This is a genomic window from Candidatus Palauibacter australiensis, assembly GCA_026705295.1.
Classification (GTDB): Bacteria; Gemmatimonadota; Gemmatimonadetes; order Palauibacterales; family Palauibacteraceae; genus Palauibacter; species Palauibacter australiensis.
In genome coordinates, this window is sequence record JAPPBA010000131.1 from 1 (window position 1) to 15,942 (window position 15,942).

Annotated in this window: 11 protein-coding genes; 5 read left to right on the forward strand and 6 right to left on the reverse strand. The window is 71.6% G+C overall.

The genetic code is table 11. The annotated features are described in order from the left end of the window. Both OXN85_10495 and OXN85_10500 read left to right on the forward strand, forming a co-directional pair. Window positions 1-2,885: tandem-95 repeat protein (locus OXN85_10495; protein MCY3600383.1), on the forward strand; the 2,885-nt coding region annotated here is incomplete at its 5' end. Window positions 2,886-3,241: 356 nt separating this feature from the next. Next, window positions 3,242-4,516 carry a helix-turn-helix transcriptional regulator gene (locus OXN85_10500; protein ID MCY3600384.1) on the forward strand — a complete coding sequence of 425 codons (1,275 nt, stop codon included), beginning with the start codon at window positions 3,242-3,244 and terminating at the stop codon, window positions 4,514-4,516. Here the strand turns inward: OXN85_10500 and OXN85_10505 are convergent. The 4 genes from OXN85_10505 to OXN85_10520 form a co-directional block, all read right to left on the reverse strand. Then, window positions 4,513-6,825, reverse strand: coding sequence for a CRTAC1 family protein (locus tag OXN85_10505; protein ID MCY3600385.1), 2,313 nt, complete (start codon window positions 6,823-6,825; stop codon window positions 4,513-4,515). The two genes, OXN85_10500 and OXN85_10505, sit on opposite strands and share 4 nt — an antisense overlap. Then, entirely contained in the window at window positions 6,822-10,373 is a 3,552-nt protein-coding gene (locus OXN85_10510; GenBank protein ID MCY3600386.1) for an FG-GAP-like repeat-containing protein, read from the reverse strand. Before OXN85_10510 ends, OXN85_10505 begins: the two co-directional genes overlap by 4 nt. 281 nt (window positions 10,374-10,654) lie before the next feature. Further along, on the reverse strand, window positions 10,655-11,347 hold the full coding sequence (locus OXN85_10515) for a hypothetical protein (GenBank protein MCY3600387.1): 693 nt from the start codon (window positions 11,345-11,347) through the stop codon (window positions 10,655-10,657). A 33-nt stretch (window positions 11,348-11,380) separates the two neighbouring features. Then, window positions 11,381-11,956: a hypothetical protein gene (locus OXN85_10520; GenBank protein ID MCY3600388.1), complete on the reverse strand. Its 576-nt coding sequence runs from the start codon at window positions 11,954-11,956 to the stop codon at window positions 11,381-11,383. A gap of 192 nt (window positions 11,957-12,148) precedes the next feature. On the opposite strand from OXN85_10520, the gene OXN85_10525 reads away from it, so the two are divergent. The 3 genes from OXN85_10525 to OXN85_10535 all read left to right on the forward strand — a co-directional run bounded on the left by OXN85_10525 (window position 12,149) and on the right by OXN85_10535 (window position 15,066). Next, window positions 12,149-13,288 carry a Re/Si-specific NAD(P)(+) transhydrogenase subunit alpha gene (locus OXN85_10525; protein ID MCY3600389.1) on the forward strand — a complete coding sequence of 380 codons (1,140 nt, stop codon included), beginning with the start codon at window positions 12,149-12,151 and terminating at the stop codon, window positions 13,286-13,288. 77 nt (window positions 13,289-13,365) lie between these two features. Then, window positions 13,366-13,659: an NAD(P) transhydrogenase subunit alpha gene (locus tag OXN85_10530; protein MCY3600390.1), complete on the forward strand. Its 294-nt coding sequence runs from the start codon at window positions 13,366-13,368 to the stop codon at window positions 13,657-13,659. A gap of 9 nt (window positions 13,660-13,668) precedes the next feature. Beyond that, window positions 13,669-15,066 (forward strand): NAD(P)(+) transhydrogenase (Re/Si-specific) subunit beta, encoded by a 1,398-nt coding sequence (locus tag OXN85_10535; protein ID MCY3600391.1) that lies wholly within the window; start codon window positions 13,669-13,671, stop codon window positions 15,064-15,066. A gap of 3 nt (window positions 15,067-15,069) precedes the next feature. Here the strand turns inward: OXN85_10535 and OXN85_10540 are convergent, their stop codons facing one another. Both OXN85_10540 and OXN85_10545 read right to left on the reverse strand, forming a co-directional pair. Further along, window positions 15,070-15,498 (reverse strand): VapC toxin family PIN domain ribonuclease, encoded by a 429-nt coding sequence (locus tag OXN85_10540; GenBank protein ID MCY3600392.1) that lies wholly within the window; start codon window positions 15,496-15,498, stop codon window positions 15,070-15,072. A gap of 14 nt (window positions 15,499-15,512) precedes the next feature. Continuing rightward, the gene (locus tag OXN85_10545; GenBank protein ID MCY3600393.1) at window positions 15,513-15,755 is read right to left on the reverse strand and encodes a ribbon-helix-helix domain-containing protein; all 243 of its coding nucleotides are present in this window, start codon (window positions 15,753-15,755) and stop codon (window positions 15,513-15,515) included. Between the last annotated feature and the right edge of the window lie 187 nt (window positions 15,756-15,942).

Genomic DNA, 15,942 nt, shown 5'->3' on the forward strand with positions numbered 1-15,942 from the left:
ACGGTGCGGTGCTGTACGTGGGTCCCGGCGAGGACTTCGAGGCGGAGCCGAACCTTTACGCACTGACGGTGAGCGCGAGCGACCCGGCGGGCGAGTCGGCGGAGGCCGAGGTCGTGGTGACGGTCGTGAACGTGAACGAGCTTCCGGAGGCGGCGGGAGACGCGGCGTCGACCGACGAGGACGTGGCGGTCGAGATTGGTGTGCTGGCCAACAATACGGACGCCGACGGGGACAGCCTTCGGGTGTCGTCGGTGACGATGCCCGAGAACGGGACGGCGGCAGTCTCGGCGGACGGCGGGGTGTTGTACACGCCCGATCCGAACTGGTACGGCACGGACTCGTTCACGTACGAGGTGGACGACGGCAACGGCGGGACGGCGGAGGCATCGGTCGAGGTGACGGTGGCGCCGGTGAACGACGCGCCGGAGGCGGCCGACGACGCGGCTTCGGCGGACGAGGACGGCGCGGTCGAGATCGACGTGCTTACCAACGACACGGACATCGACGGCGACAGCCTGTGGGTGTCGTCGGTGTCGGCGCCGGCCAACGGGACGGCGGCCGTGACGGCGGCAGGCGGGATCCTGTACACGCCGGCCGCCAACTGGCACGGCACGGACGCGTTCATGTACGAGGTGGACGATGGTGCCGGCGGGACGGCGTCCGCGGCCGTCGAGGTGACGGTGGCGCCGGTGAACGATGTGCCGGAGGCGGCCGACGACCAGGCGACGACGCTAGAGGACGAGCCGGTGACGGTGAACGTGCTCGCCAACGACACGGATCCGGACGGCGACGGCCTGCGCGTGTCGTCCGTGACGGCGCCGGAGAACGGGACGGCGGAGATCGCCGCAGGCGGTGTGCGCTACACGCCGGCTGCGAACTGGCACGGCACGGACGCGTTCGCCTACGAGATCGACGACGGCAACGGCGGTACGGCGGAAGCGTCGGTCGAGGTGATGGTCATGCCGGTCAACGACGCGCCGGCCGCGGTGGGGACGATCCCGAGCCAGTCGCTCGATGAGGGCGGCGAGCCGGCGAGCATCGAACTGAGCCCGTTCTTCTCGGACACGGACGGCGACGCGCTCGAGTACCGTGCCTCCTCGTCGAACCCGTCGGTGGTCGAGGCGTCGGTCGCCGGCAGCGTGCTGACGCTCGTGCCGGCGGGCTACGGCACGGCGGAGGTGACGGTGACGGCGGCCGATGCGGGCGGCCTGACGGCGACGCAGACGGTGGCGGTGGGCGTGTCGGACCGTGCGGCGCGCGACGTGGTGTCGCACGCGATGGCGGGGCTGGCCCGGTCACACCTGGCGAGCGTGCGCATGACGCTGGGCCGGCGGACGTCGGCGAGCCGCACCGAGGCGTCGGGACTCACGCTCATGGGCCGCAAGGTCCCGCTCGGGACGAAGGCAGCGCGGGCCGAAGCCGAGCGCATGTGGTCGGGCTGGCTCTCCGGCATCACCTCGCGCGCCCACTCGCGGGCCGCCCCGGGCGCCGGGCTCGGCACGCCGGGCGCTGGCGGCCCCCCCATGACGTCGACCGGCGCGCCGCTGGGCGCGGGCACATCCATGGCCGCGACGGGCATGCCCGTGACCGGCACCGCGATGGGCGCTGACGCCTCCAGGGGCGCGGCCTCCAGGGGCGCGATGGACGGCTCCGGCGACGGCGCGAGCCTCGGCGACCTCTTCCGCTTCGGCGATCTCGTCCCCCGCTTCCAGGGCGGACGCGATCCGCTGCGCGGCTCCGAGTTCCAGTTCGCCTTCGGCGGCGGCCAGGAAGCCGGCGGCGGCGGTGGAGGCCTGCGCTTCCAGCTCTGGGGGCAGGGCGATGTCCAGACGTTCCAGGGCGCGCCCTCCGGCGCGAGCGACTACAAGGGCGAGCTGCAGACCGGCTACGTGGGCGTGGACACCCGGCTCAGCGACCACTGGATGCTCGGCCTCGCCGTGGCCCGCAGCCGCGGCACCGGCGACTGGCGCGCAGGCCGGGCGAACGGATCGCTCGAGACGCGCCTCGTCGCCGTCCACCCCTACCTGCAGTGGTCCAGCGGCGCGACTTCGCTGTGGGCCACCGCGGGCGCCGGCTGGGGCGATGCGGACAACGTGCGCGACTCCGGACGCACCGAAACCAGCGGCCTCGGCCTGCGTCTCGGCCTCGTCGAACTGCGCCGGCGGCTCGCCGCGGGCGGCGGCTTCGAACTCGGCCTGCGGGCCGACGCGGGCTGGGCCGAACTCGCCACCGACGCCGGAACGGAGACCCTCCACGGCCAGACCGCGGCCGTGAACCAGTTGCGCTTCGGCGCCGATCTGTCCCAGCAGATCCGGCTCGGCGGGCTCACCCTCGCCCCGTTCGGCGAGGCCCACGTGCGGCGCGACGGCGGCGCCGGCCAGCCCGGCACCGGCCTCGAACTCACCGGCGGCCTGCGGGCCCGGGCCGGGCTGCTGCGCATCGACGCGCAGGGCCGCATGCTCGCCGTCCACTCCGTGGCCGGCTACGAGGAGCGCGGCCTCGGCCTCACCCTCAGCCTCGGAAACCCCGGCGGCGAGGGCCTGTCCCTCTCCATGTCCCCGCGCTGGGGAGACGCCGCCACCGGCAGTGACGCCCTCTGGCAGGAGCAGATCTACAGCCGCTACGCCCCCGCGTCAGCGACCGCGGACGGCGACCCGGCCGCCAACGCCGGCAAACCGACCGCGAACACCCGCGACCCGTGGGCGCTCGACATCCGAGGCAACTACGGCCTCCGCATCCCCGGCGACCGCCTCCTCAACTGGTCCGCCTCCCTCAACCACTCGCCCGCAGGCCCCCGCTTCACCCTCGGGGCCCAACTCGGCCTCGGCTTCGGTGCCGGCAACGGGCCCGAAGCCCCGGCCGGCAACGGCGCGACGGTTCCGTAGAACCCTCGGGGACCGTAAACCGCTCCCGATCTCTCCCCCCAAAAGCAGGTGCAACCCCCCAAAATTGGGGGGTTCATGCAAACGGACGCATGCATAATATGTATGTGCTGTAGGGCAATACCTATGTGCCTACGGGCCGGCGAGGTTCGACAGTGCGCGAAAACGAATCTCCAAGCGCGTGGCCCCACGTGGATCGTATGATCGGCGAAATCGGCGGTACGCGCGGCAGCTCCCTGGGGCTTCATAGCGGGAGGTCCACCGCCGACGGGAACGGGCGCTGATACTCTGACAGAGCCCGCAAAACGTTCGGTTGCAGGCAGATAGACTTTACTTCTCTCCCCCTAAAACAGGGGGGAATGCACCTAAAATTGGGGAGTAGTCAAACGAGGGGCGCGCTCGTAACAATCGTCGGTGACGACACGCCGACGACCGGGTTAACGAGGGCGACGCCTACGCAGATGAAATCCCGAGGGGATACGTACGACAGCATCCTGGCCTTGTTGAATGAGGCCGCGTTCGACGAAGCGCGGTGGGTCGAGGTCCATCGGCTGATCGGCGAAGTCAATCATGTGAGCGGCAGCGCCCTGACGCTCTACGGCGCACAGGGAGCCGATCCCGCGGTCTTCCTTAACCAGGTCTGCCTCTTCGGACAGCGCCGCAAGGACTGGGAACACCGGTATTTCACCGACTACTGGGCCACGGACGAGCGTGTCCCGCGCGTCGCTCAACTGGAGCACGGGCGCCTTGTATCCGTGGGAGATCTGTACACGGACGCGGAGAAGAGGACATCGCCCGCCTGGAACGAAGCGCTGGTCGACACCAAGGCGCAGAACGGCCTCAGCATGCGGCTGGACGGCCCCAATGGCCTAGGTGCCGTTTGGGAGCTCTTCGATTCCACCGAGCCGGGAGGCTGGAGTTCCGATCAGATCCGGCTGATCCGCCGACTCCAGCCGCATATTCACCAGTCCGCGATCCTGCGCCACGCGCTGGTCGAAGCCGAGGCGGGGGCGATCTCCGCCAGCGGTCTCATCGCCAGCCCGCGTATCGGTGTCATCCATCTCGACCGGCGCTGCCGGATCATAACGGCGAACGACCGGGCGCTGGAGACCTTGCGGCAGCGCGATGGCCTGATGGACCTGGAGGGGTTCCTGCATGCCCGGATGCCGGAGGAGAACGCCGAACTGTCTCGCCTGCTGGCGCTCGCCCTGCGGCCCTGGGGAGTGCAGGGCTCCACCGGCTCCATGGCGATCACGCAGCCTTCTTCTCGCCCCGAACGGCTGGCTCTGCACATCGCCCCGGCGGGCGATGACTATCCGCACTTCCGTGCGCGCAGGTTGGGAGCGGTCGTCCTCCTCGTAGATTCCACCAGCCGCGCCCGGCTCGATCCGGTTCATGTGGCAAGGGCCCTTGACCTGACGCGGATGGAGAGCGAGCTGGCCGTGGCGCTTGCGACCGGCCAAACGGTGAAGGACATCGCGCGGCTGATCGAGCGTACGGAAGAGACCGTTCGGTGGCATCTGAAGCAGCTTTACCGCAAACAGGGCATCTCGCGGCAGGTGGACCTGGTGCGGCGGGTCCTGTCCCTGGAGGGCTTCGGCGCGGAGCCCCGCGACCCTGGCCGGGGCGGCTAGCCGCCGAGGCGGATCCGGGGTCTCTCCAGCGGTTCGGCGATGCCCGTGCCCTCGCGGATGCGGTAGGCGCGGTCGAGGGCGAGGCCGGTGATCCGGTCCACGGTGCCCGAACCCGGCCAGCGGATCTCGACGGACTCGATCCGGGTCGCCCGGCCCAGCCCGATCTCCTGGCGCAGCGGGTTCGCGCCGAAGCTCCCGCCCGTGCCGGCGCGGCGGTGGATGCGTCGCGGGCCGTCCGGGCCCTCGACCGTCACCGCGATGCGGGCGCCGATCCCGGGCCGGTTCGCCCGTTCGCCCACCAGCGTGAGCGCGATCCAGCGGTGGTCGAACCCGGGGTTCTCGTACAGGGCGTTCGGCGAGAGGTCCCCCTCCATGGCGCCCCCGAGCTGGATATGGGCGTCGGTGTCTCCGTCGTTGTCGATGTCCACGAAGGAGACGGCGTGTCCCTTGTGCAGGCTCCCGAACCCGCCCGCGCCGGTGATCTCCTCGAAGCGGTCGCCGAGGTTGCGGAACATTCGGTTCGGCATCAACTGCCGGAGGTCGGGATCGCCCGTCCCAACGAGGAAGTCGAGCCGGCCGTCGCCGTCGAGATCGCCGTAGTTCGATCCCATCGCGTACATGATCCGGTCGAGACCCTGCGCGGCGGTGACATCGGCGAAGGTGCCGTCCCCCAGGTTCCGGTACAGGCGCGGGAGGGCGGCGGAGTGCGGTTCGCCGGTCATCTCGCGCACGAGGTCCGCGGTCTGCGCGGCGTAGCCCGCGACGTAGATGTCGAGCCAGCCGTCGTTGTCGAAATCCCAGAACCAGGTGGGGAAGCTGGCCTGCGGTTCCCCGACGCCGGCCGTCGCGGTCACATCCTCGAAGGCCCAGCCGCCATCCTCCGTCGGGCCCAGGTTCCGGTACAGGCGGTTGGAAGCGTGGAGGATCGACAGGTACAGGTCCGGGCGGCCGTCGTTGTCGTAGTCCCCCCAGGTGACGCCCTTCACGAAGTCGGTCGCGTCGATGCCGACGGCCGCGCCGACCTCCTCGAACGTGCCGTCGCCGCGGTTCCGGTAGAGTTCGCTGCGGTGGGCCAGGCTGTCCCTCGACTCGTTTCCGATGAAGAGATCGAGCCAGCCGTCGCCGTCGAAGTCGGCCCACGCGCCGGTCTGCGTGGGGTGCTCGGAGTAGAGTCCGGCCTCCCGCGTCACGTCGGCGAAGACGCCGCCGTCGTTGCGCAGGAGGGAGTTGGGGAGCGGCTGGACGAGCCAGCCGCCGCGGAGGACGAAGACGTCGGCGTCGCCGTCGTTGTCGTAGTCGGCGTGGACGAGGTTGAGCCCGCCGAGGAGGCCCTCGAGCCCCGCCTCGGCGGTGCGGTCGACGAAGCGGCCCGCGCCATCGCTCTCGAAGTAGCGGAGTGGGTGCAGCAGGCCGCGCGAGGACGTCATCACGTCCGGCAGGCCGTCGCCGTTGAGGTCATCGACGATGGCGCCGCCGGAGAGGGAGACCGCGTCCAGACCGGCGCGCGTGGCCACCTCCTCGAAGCGGGGGAACTCTCCGGTCCCGCCCACGGCGGTCGCCTCGATCCGGTACTGGGGCGGGACGCTGTCGGGCCACGTGCCGGCGGTCATGGCGGCGAGGTTCAGGACCCAGCGCGCCCGCAGGTCGTCGGGGCGCAACTGCAGGAGCGACCGGTGCCAGCCGATCGCCGCGTTCAGGGCCGCGCGCGCCGAATCGGAGACCGGACCGGGGGCGGGGGCGGGGCCGGAGACAGCCGGGGGCACGGCGGGCCAGCAGGGGGAGCGCTCCAGGGCCGGCTCGACGGTGCCCGCGGCGGGTCCCGCGGCGGGGCACGCAACCTCGGCGCCGAGGCGCAGGAAGGCGATCCCGATGAGTTCCTCGATGGAGCGGCGGAAGCCGGGGAAGGGCTCGGCCGGGGTTTGCTCCAGCGTCTGGTCGACGAAGATGAGCTGTTCGAGCGCGGGCTGGGTGTGTCCCGCGTTCAGGAGTTCCCGCGCGGCGTTCGCGACGCGCACGAGCATCTCCGCGCCGTCGGGCGAGGGCGGCAGGTTCGTGAGGTAGCGGAGGCGCTCGGTGTTGAGTTGCTCGTCGAGCAGGGGGTCTGCCGAGTCGGCCAGCGCGAGCAGGCGGGCGGCCATCTCGAGCGTCCCGTCCGAGGGGCCGCGGCCCGCGGGGTCGGCGGCCGGTTCTCCGCAGCCGATGGGCAGCGCGACGGCAAGCAGCGCAGCCGTCAGCCGCGCAGCCGCGAGCCGTCCCGCAGCCACCGTGAGCCGGCCCCGCGTCCGGGCCACCGCGCCGTCGACTCTCACGAACCCTCGCCTTTCCTCAGCGTCACCTCCGGCGCTCCGGCCTCCACCGGGAACGTCTCCTCGACGCCGTCCGGCCAACGTACGGTCAGGGCGCGGATGTCCGCCGCGCGCCCCAGCACCTGCACGGACCCGTTGAAGGACCAATACCCGCTCCCAAACTGGATCTCCCGCGCGGGACCCTCGCTTCCGTCGGCGTACCTCGGCCGCAGCCGGCCGCCGGCGACGCCGCGAGACGCGCCCCCCGGGGACACGCCGGCGGCCGACGCCCCGGCCGCCGACGCCCCGGCCGCCGACAGCCGAACCCGGAGGCCCGGCGCCCCGCCCTGCCCGCGGAAGATGGCGGTCTCGGCTCCGTTCTGCCCGACGGCCAGGTCCCAGCGCCCGTCGGCGTCGAAGTCGGCCACGGCGACCGCGCGGCCGTCTCCGTACGCCTCGACCCCGCTCCGCTCCGCCTCGAGGACCGTGAACCCGCCCGCCCCGTCGCCGAGCAGCACGTCGCCGCGACCCGCGTCGTGGCGCCCGAGACCCTGCGGCGTCGCAAAGTAGTTCTGCGCCAGAAAGAGGTCCTCGCGGCCGTCCCGGTCGAAGTCCGCCACGGCGACGCCGAACGCGGGGGCGAGTTGGGCGGCCGCCGGCAGCGGGCGCGGCTCGAACCGCCCCCCCGCATTGAGGAAAACGGTGTGCAGCAGCGTGACGGCGCTCGTCCGGTAGAGTCCCGTGCGTCCCGTTCCGAGGAGGTCGTCGACGGAGCTCCGGGCGAAGGTCTCGAACGTGGGGGCCGCCCGCCGCAGGAAGGGGAGCGTCCTCCCGAGCGTGAGGTAGTCGCGCACGGGACGCCGGACGCCGTCCGCACCGGTCTCGAACTCGATGAGGTCGACGAGCCCGTTCCCGTCGAAGTCGGACGCGACGGCGCCGACGGGCCGCTCGGGGCTCGCGAAGCGCCCGGTGTTCGCTCCCCACGCCGTCACCGCCAGGTCGGGGCGGCCATCCCCGTTGAAGTCTCCCGTCGCGATGCCGTTCCAGCGGCCGGTGTGCGCGGCCAGGCCCCAGGCTTCCGTCGCGTCGCTGAAGCGTCCCCCGTCGTTCTCCAGCAGCCGGACCGGTCCCCACTCCAGCGCGAGGAGGAGGTCTGGATCGCCGTCGCCGTCCACGTCTGAGAACACGGCCCCGGAGACGAGGCCGATCCCGCGCAGCGTCTCGGCGGCCTCGGCGTCAACGACCCAGTGGCCGCCCGGGTCGCCGCCCAGGTCGCCGCCCGGGTCGCCGCCCGAGTCGCCGCCCTCGGCCAGGAGCAGTCTCGAGTCGGCGGGCAGGGGGTAGGCGCCGGGGGTGGCGCGGGCGCCGGCGAAGAGGTCGAGGTCGCCGTCTCCGTCAACGTCGGCGGCCGCCAGGGGGCCCGTCGCGTGGCGGCTCGGCGGGACGGCCGGCGCGGGGCCCGCATCGAGGCGGGCGAGGGGCGGAATCGCGTCGAGGTCGGCCGGCGAGCGGGCTTCCCAGGCGCTGACGCCCGCGATGATGACCGGGCGACCGGCTGTGGGGAGCGCGATGATGGACGTGTGGTCGCCGACGGCGGGGGCGCCGATGGGCACGGGGTCCGCCAGCCGCCCGGCTTCGTTGACGGCGAGCTGGGCGCGGCCTCCCGCCCCCGCGCCGATGAGCAGGTCCGGGTCGCCATCCGCATCCGCATCCACCCACGCCACGCCCGGGCCGCCGCGGGACAGCTCGAGCGGCACGAGCGGCTGCCGGGCCAGCTCATCAAAGGCCGATTCGCCGTGCCGCCCGACCGCCTCCCTTTCGGCGAAGAGCGCCGCGCCGCTCCCCGCCCCGGCATCGCCGCCCGGCACGGCCACATGCTCCGGCTCGCCCTCGCCGGCCCCGCCATCGGGGGGCGGCTCCACCTCGTAGGCGTGGTTCGCGAGCACGCGGACGGTGCGGCTCCGCCCCGAAGGCCACGTGATCATCGCTTCGGCCGCCTCGCGATCGCCCATCGCGAAGGTGAGCCCCGGATCCGAGCCGGACAGGTAGAGGCCGCCGGAGGTCACCTGCCGCGTCTGGAGGGGGACCGTGCCCGGGCCTGGGCCCGAGCCTGTGCCCGGCGGCGCAGCCAGCGTCACGCGCGCCCCGATCGCCTGCGTGTTTCCCGCCTCCCCGAGCACGCGCAGGGCGACCCGCGCCCTCCCGGCGTCGTTCCGCAGGATGAGCGGCGGTTCGTCCAGGCGCGTGATCACGACGTCGCGGTCGCCGTCCCGGTCGAAGTCCGCCGCCGCGATCCCGTGGCTCACGTCCGGCTCCGTCCCGTATCCCCAGCTTCGGGTCATGTCGACGAAGGCGCCGTCGCCGAGATTGCGGAACGCGAGGTTCCGCAGCCGGAGCGGCGGAAACACCCCGAGTTCCTCGCGCCAGTCCACCTGGATGCGGCCGGTCCGCAGCGCCTCCTGCGTGTCGCCGTCGAGCGGATCCCAGCCGTGTCCGTTCGTGATCAGCAGGTCCTCGTAGCCGTCGAGTTCGACGTCGAGGAACATCGCGCCCCACGTCCATTCCGAGGCGTCGAGCCCCGCCGCACGCGCCGTCTCGGCCCAGGTCCCGTCGCCCCGGTTGAGCTGCAGGGTGTTCCGGTCCGCCGACACCCGCGTCCCGTGCCCGCCGGGGGGCGTCCATCCGGCCGCGCCGAGGGCGACCTGCTCCCGCCTCCGCACCGGATCGGGCGAGAGCATCTCCGTCGTCACGAAGTCCGTGTCGCCATCTCCGTCGATGTCCGAGAAGTCGACCCCCATCGAGGAGGCGCTCTCGGTGCGGAAGGCGAGTTCCGAAGCGGCGGTGAAGACGCCCCCCTCGTTGAGCCAGAACCCGTCCCGGCTCCCCAGGTCGTTGGCGACGAAGAGGTCGGCGTCCCCGTCGTCGTCCGCATCGAAGAAGCGCGCGACCAGTCCCCACGCCCGCGGCACCTCCGCGACCGGCTCGCCGTCCGCACCCCGAAACGCTCCGCCTCCGAGGCCGACGGGTTCGAAGCGGCCCGACCCATCGTTGAGGTAGAACTCGTCCGGATCCGCGAGTTCGAACCGCAGCACCCGCTCTCCCTCCAGCCGCAGCCGGTAGTGGCGGTCGTAGGGCGGCCTCACGACCAGCTCGTCCCCCACCCGATCGGCCATCTCCCGCGGACTCCGCTCCTCGGGGCTGAAGAGGTCGTCCGCCTGCACCGTCTTGTAGTTGGCGAAGTACGCGTCGAGGTCCCCGTCCCCGTCGGTGTCGGCGAGCGCGAGCGTGCTGCTTCCCCATTCCCCTTCGAACCCCGCGTCGACCTCCTCGAAGACGCCGCTCCCGTCGTTCAGGAGGAGCGCGTTCGTCCCCCCGTGTACGGCAACGAAGAGGTCGAGGTCGCCGTCGCCCTCCGCATCGGCGAGCACGGCGCCCCGCGACAGCCGGTCCCCGAGCCCGGCCCCGGAGCGCGCCGTCACGTCCTCGAAGCGCCAGCCTCCCAGGTTGCGGTAGAGGACGTTCGGCCGGTCCAGCATGCAGAGGTAGAGGTCGACCCAGCCGTCCCCGTCCACGTCCCCGAGCGCTGCGCCGACGCCGTGGATGAGCGTGCGGTTCGCGAGCCGGGCCTCCCGCGAGACGGTGGGGACCGCCTCGATGCCCGTTCTCCGCGGCTCCAGCGACGTGAAGCCGCCCCCGGGCTCCCCCCGGAACGACAGGAGACGCGCGCGGGCGCCGTCCCCCTCCTCGACCCAGTCGATCGAGACCGGCGGGGCGGAGGCATCGCAGCCGGCGAAGAGGCCGGCGGCGCAGGCTGCGGCGGAGAAAACGAGGCGGCGGGTTTTGCCGCGGGCGGCTATTCGCCGTCTCCGCGGAAGACGGACCGCATCCCCTCCACCGCGTCGCGGGCCCCTTCCGCCGCCCGCGCGAAGACCTTGGCGAGTTCCCGCTTCCCCGTGCCGACGAGGGGGATGTCGAAGGTGAAGTGGACCGCCACACCGGCGGGGCGCACGTTTTCCGTCGGATCGGTCCACCCGCCGTCCGGGTCGAGCGCGCCCTCGATGTGCACCTCGACCGTGTCCGAGACCGCCCCCACCTCCTGCGCCACCTTGGAGAGCCGCGTCGCGAGCGCGTCGTTGCGCGAGGGGTTCGACTCCCGCTCGTCCAGCCAGAGGGCGGGAGGCGCGACGTCGATGTGGACGTATCCGAGCATCACCTCGCCGTCGAGTTCCAGCGCGTCGCGCGCGTTGTGGCCCGGGACGTCCGATGGGGGCGAGGCGAGGTAGGTGCCGAGCCCCTCGGTGCCGATGTTGGCGAGGCCGAGCGCCATCTCGTCGATGACGAGTTCGACCATGGCGGACGGCGCGTGGAGGGTGTCCAGCGCGCCGGACTCGAGGATGTCGAGCTCTGACTGGTCGTAGGCCACGACGCGGAAGAACCAGGAGAGCGGCTCCTGGCGGCCCTCGAAGAGGTCCCGCGCGCCCAGCCCCCTGTCGCGCAGGGCGCTGAGCAGCAGTGCGCTCAACTGGTGTCGCGTGAGTTCAGCCACGGTTCATCCGACGCTACGGGATCGGCGGGTCGCCTAGGGCGTGATCATGACGTGGGCGTTCGCCGTACCCGCCCCCATCAGCCACGCGCCCCTCGTCGCCCTCGTGGGGAGACCCAGATCTTCGGCGGTCGCGAAGGGCGTGTAGATGACCGCCTGGTGCCGCTGCACCGCATCCATGTCTCCGGACCAGCCTTCGGCCGCGTAGATCGCGTGCAGGAAGGCGTAACTCGGCATCTCCAGCGTACCCGCCTCGATCTCGGCCATCCGCTGCTCGACGTTGGGCCGGCCGACGGTCCCCTGCGAAGTGAGTTCGCGGCCGCGCGCCATGTAGGGCTCGAGCGACGTGTGATAGCAGGCGGAGTGGAAGCCGTCGGCGGCGGGGTCGTCCGCGACGCAGACGAACGGCCCGGCGCCCTCGCGCAGCGTCACCCACTCGTCCCCCTGCTTCTGGATGACCTTCGCGGTCGCCTGCTCGGTTTCGGTGGGGATGGGCGCAACGGCGAGCGCGACCGCGTCCTGGGCGGCCAGATCCGCGGCAACGACCGAAAGCGCGGCAACCGACAGCGCGGCAGCCGTCGTGGCGAGGGCGGTGAACGAACGGCGAAACATGCGGTCCTCCTGGGGCTGGAACTTTCCGGGAATAGGCACTCACCGGCCCCGCCGCGCAATCGAGAGCGTTCTCGCGCCGTGCGGTGCGTTGCGCGCGGCGGTCAGGCGGTCAAGATTCGCGGCGCCGCCGCATACGCAGCAGAACCGTGAATCAACACCGTGGATCAACACCGTGGATGATGGGAGTCGCCCTTGAGCGTTCGAATCTGTGTCCCGCGGGAGACCGCCGCCGGGGAGTCGCGGGTCGCCCTCACGCCGGACGGGGCGAAGCGCCTGCGCTCGGATGACATTTCGATCGCCATCGAGGCGGGGGCGGGGCTGGCGGCCGGATTCCCCGACACAGACTACGAGCAGGTGGGCGTGGAGATCGTCGCCGACGCCGGCCAGCTCCTGGGCGAAGCCGACATCGTGTTCAGGGTCGCCCCGCCTTCCGAGGCGGAGGCGGACGGACTCCGGGAGGGTACGGTCCTCGCCTGCCTCCTCCGCCCGCACGAGAACGCGGCGCTGATCGAGCGGCTGGCCGGGGGCGGGGTCACGGCGCTGGCGCTGGAACTCGTGCCGCGGATCACGCGCGCGCAGTCGATGGACGCCCTCTCCTCGCAGAGCAACCTGGCGGGCTACAAGGCCGTCCTTCTCGGCGCGAACTCGCTGGGACGGATCTTTCCCCTCCTCATGACGGCGGCGGGGACGCTCTCACCGGCGCGCGTGCTCGTGCTCGGGGCGGGGGTCGCGGGCTTGCAGGCGCTCGCGACGGCGCGCCGGCTCGGCGCGGACACCTGGGGCTACGACATCCGCGCCGCCGTGCGCGAGGAGGTCGAGAGCCTCGGCGCGAAGTTCGTGGACCTGCAGGAGGGTGCCGAGGGCGCCGAGGGCGCGGCGGAGGACGCGGAGACGGAGGGCGGTTACGCGAAGGAACTCGAAGAGGCGGAGCAGGCGCGGCAGCGGGAGCTGCTAGCGCAGCACGTGGCGCGCGCGGACGTCGTCATCACGACGGCGCTCGTGCCGGGCCGACCCGCCCCGGTGCTGATCACCGAGGAGACGGTGGACCGGATGAAGACGGGCTCGGTGATCGTCGATCTGGCCGGCGAGGCGGGGGGCAACTGTGCCCTTTCGTCGCCCGGAGAGACGGTCGTTGAGCGCGGCGTGACGATCCACGCCCCGCTCAACGTGCCCGGCTCGCTTCCCTACCACGCCAGCCAGTTGCTCGGACGCAACCTCTCCGCGCTCGTGAAGCCGATGATCGGGGAGGAGGGCGTGGCGGTGGACCTGGAGGACGACGTGATCGGGCCCTGCTGCGTGACGCACGCGGGCGAGGTCCGGTTCGGCGCGTGACGCACGCGTGACGCACGCATGATGACGGAGCCCGGAGCCGTCGCTCCCGGGCGCAACCCAACGACGAGGCCTGGCCGATGGAAGGAACGCTCCTGATCGGACTGTATGTGTTCGTGCTCGCGATGTTCGTGGGCTTCGAACTCATCACGAAGGTGCCGCCCACGCTGCACACGCCGCTCATGTCGGGGTCGAACGCGATCTCCGGGATCTCGATCGTGGGCGCGCTGCTCGTGATCGGACGCGCCGGAGACGCGCATCTCATGCGGTGGATCGGGCTGGCGGCGCTGATCCTCGCCACGATCAACGTCGTCGGCGGCTTTCTCGTCACCGACCGCATGCTCCAGATGTTCAAGAGCAAGGACGCGAGCTGAGCGATGGAAATGTCCGGATTCTCCACGATCATCCCGCTCGCCTACCTGGCGTCCGCCGTTCTCTTCATCCTCGGGATCAAGCGGCTCAGCCATCCGGAAACGGCGGCGGGCGGCAACCGGCTCGCCGCCGTCGGCATGCTGCTCGCGGTGATCGCGACGCTGCTCGAGAGCGGCCTGGAGTACACGTGGATCATCGCCGGCGTCGCCATCGGGGGGCTGATCGGTGGCGTCATGGCCCGGACCGTGAAGATGACGGCCATGCCGGAGATGGTCGCGGTCTTCAACGGCTTCGGCGGGGCCGCGTCCGGCCTCGTCGCGGTCGGGGAATACCTGCGGGTCGCGGGCGGCGCGGGCACGGAGGCGCTCGCCATCGACTCCGGGGTGTCGATCATGGCCGGGACGCTGATCGGCGCCGTCACCTTCTCGGGCAGCATGATCGCGTTCGGGAAGCTGCAGGGGTTCGTGACCGGCAACGCGATCTCGAACCCGCTCGTGAAGTTCTCCGCCGGCCTCCTGCTGGGCTTCGCCGTGGTCCTGGCGGTCTACCTGGTCGGCTTCGAGTCGAGCCTCGTCTTCTACGGGTGTCTGATCGCGGCCGCGCTCATCCTCGGCGTCCTGTTCGTGATTCCGATCGGGGGCGCGGACATGCCCGTCGTGGTGGCGCTGCTCAACTCCTATTCCGGGCTCGCGGCGGCTTCGGCCGGGTTCGTGCTCGAGAACAACGCGCTCATCATCTCGGGCGCGCTCGTGGGCGCCTCGGGGCTCATCCTCACCGGCATCATGTGCCGCGCGATGAACCGCTCGCTGGCGAACGTCCTGTTCAGCGCCTTCGGGACCGGCGCGGCGACGGCGGGGCGCGCGGCGGACGGCGACCGGGTGGCGACGCCGATCGAGGCCGAGGACTCCGCCATGGTCCTGGGCTACGCCTCGCAGGTCATCTTCGTGCCCGGCTACGGCCTCGCGGTGGCGCAGGCGCAGCACCGGGTGCGCGAACTCGCCGACCTGCTGACCGAGCGCGGCGTCTCGGTGCGCTACTGCGTACACCCGGTGGCGGGGCGGATGCCCGGCCACATGAACGTCCTCCTCGCCGAGGCGAACGTGCCGTACGAGCAGCTCTGCGAGCCCGAGGACGTGAACCCGGACATGGAGAACATCGATGTCGCCGTGGTCGTGGGCGCGAACGACGTGGTGAACCCGCTCGCGCGCGACGACCCCTCGAGCCCGATCGGGGGCATGCCAATCATCGAGACGGACCGCGCGAAGACGTGCATCGTCATCAAGCGCTCGCTCTCGGTGGGCTACGCCGGCATCGACAACCCGCTCTTCTACCTGCGGAACAACCGCATGTTCTTCGGAGACGCCTCCGACGCCCTCGCCCGCATCACGGAGGAAGTGAAGCAGCTCTGACGGCTAAGGAATCACGTCGACCGCGTCCGAGGCGCCCGGCGGGGTCAGTTGCGCGACGCCCCTGTCGAACGTCGCAAGGCACCCGCCTCGATGCATGGCGAGCGTCAAGAGGTGCGCGTCGGTGAACTGGCGGTAGCCAACCACTTTCTCGAAGGCTGATTCCGTGGAGGCCGATTCGCGCGACGCTGCAGGCGAGACGTCATCGCGCCAGAACACGTGCCCAGGCATGTCCCGCACTCGGCGAAGCAGGACGCGTGCCTCCTGAGGCATCAGGGCACCCTCAAGCGCCCTGGCGTTGCTCGATATCCGGACGAAGCCCGATTCCGTGACCGGACAGGTGGCCCAGCCCGTTTGTCGTATCGATCGAAACCAGGCGTCGGCCCGGCTGTGGTGGATGTGGTTGGGCCACGCGAGCGCGACGAGAACGTTCACGTCCAGGAGGCGTATCAGATATCCTCCAACGCCTCCGCCACCATCTCGGGCGTGATCGGAGGGGCGTCTTCGGGCACGTCGACCACAGGAAAGCCGCTGATCCGGGACACCGGGCCATTCGAAGTCGCCGTGCGACGTGGTCGCAATGCGCGCCGGATCAACGCCGAAGCGACGGCGCCGAGACTCTCTCCGCGCTCCCGCGCGAGGCTCTTCACGGCGCGGTGGACGTCGGCGTCGAGGTTTAATGTGGTTCTCATGGTGTCGCACCATCACACCATGGCGTCACCGCGTCAAGGAGCCGGGAACCGCGGCCCCGCAAGCTCCCTCACGCGGCCAGCGGCCTGGTGTCGTACTGCGCCCAGAGGACCCAGAGCGCCCAGTCGAGATCCAGGGGGTCGCCCATCCAGAGGCTCGTCGCCGTCCACGGGTCGATCCCCTCCTGCC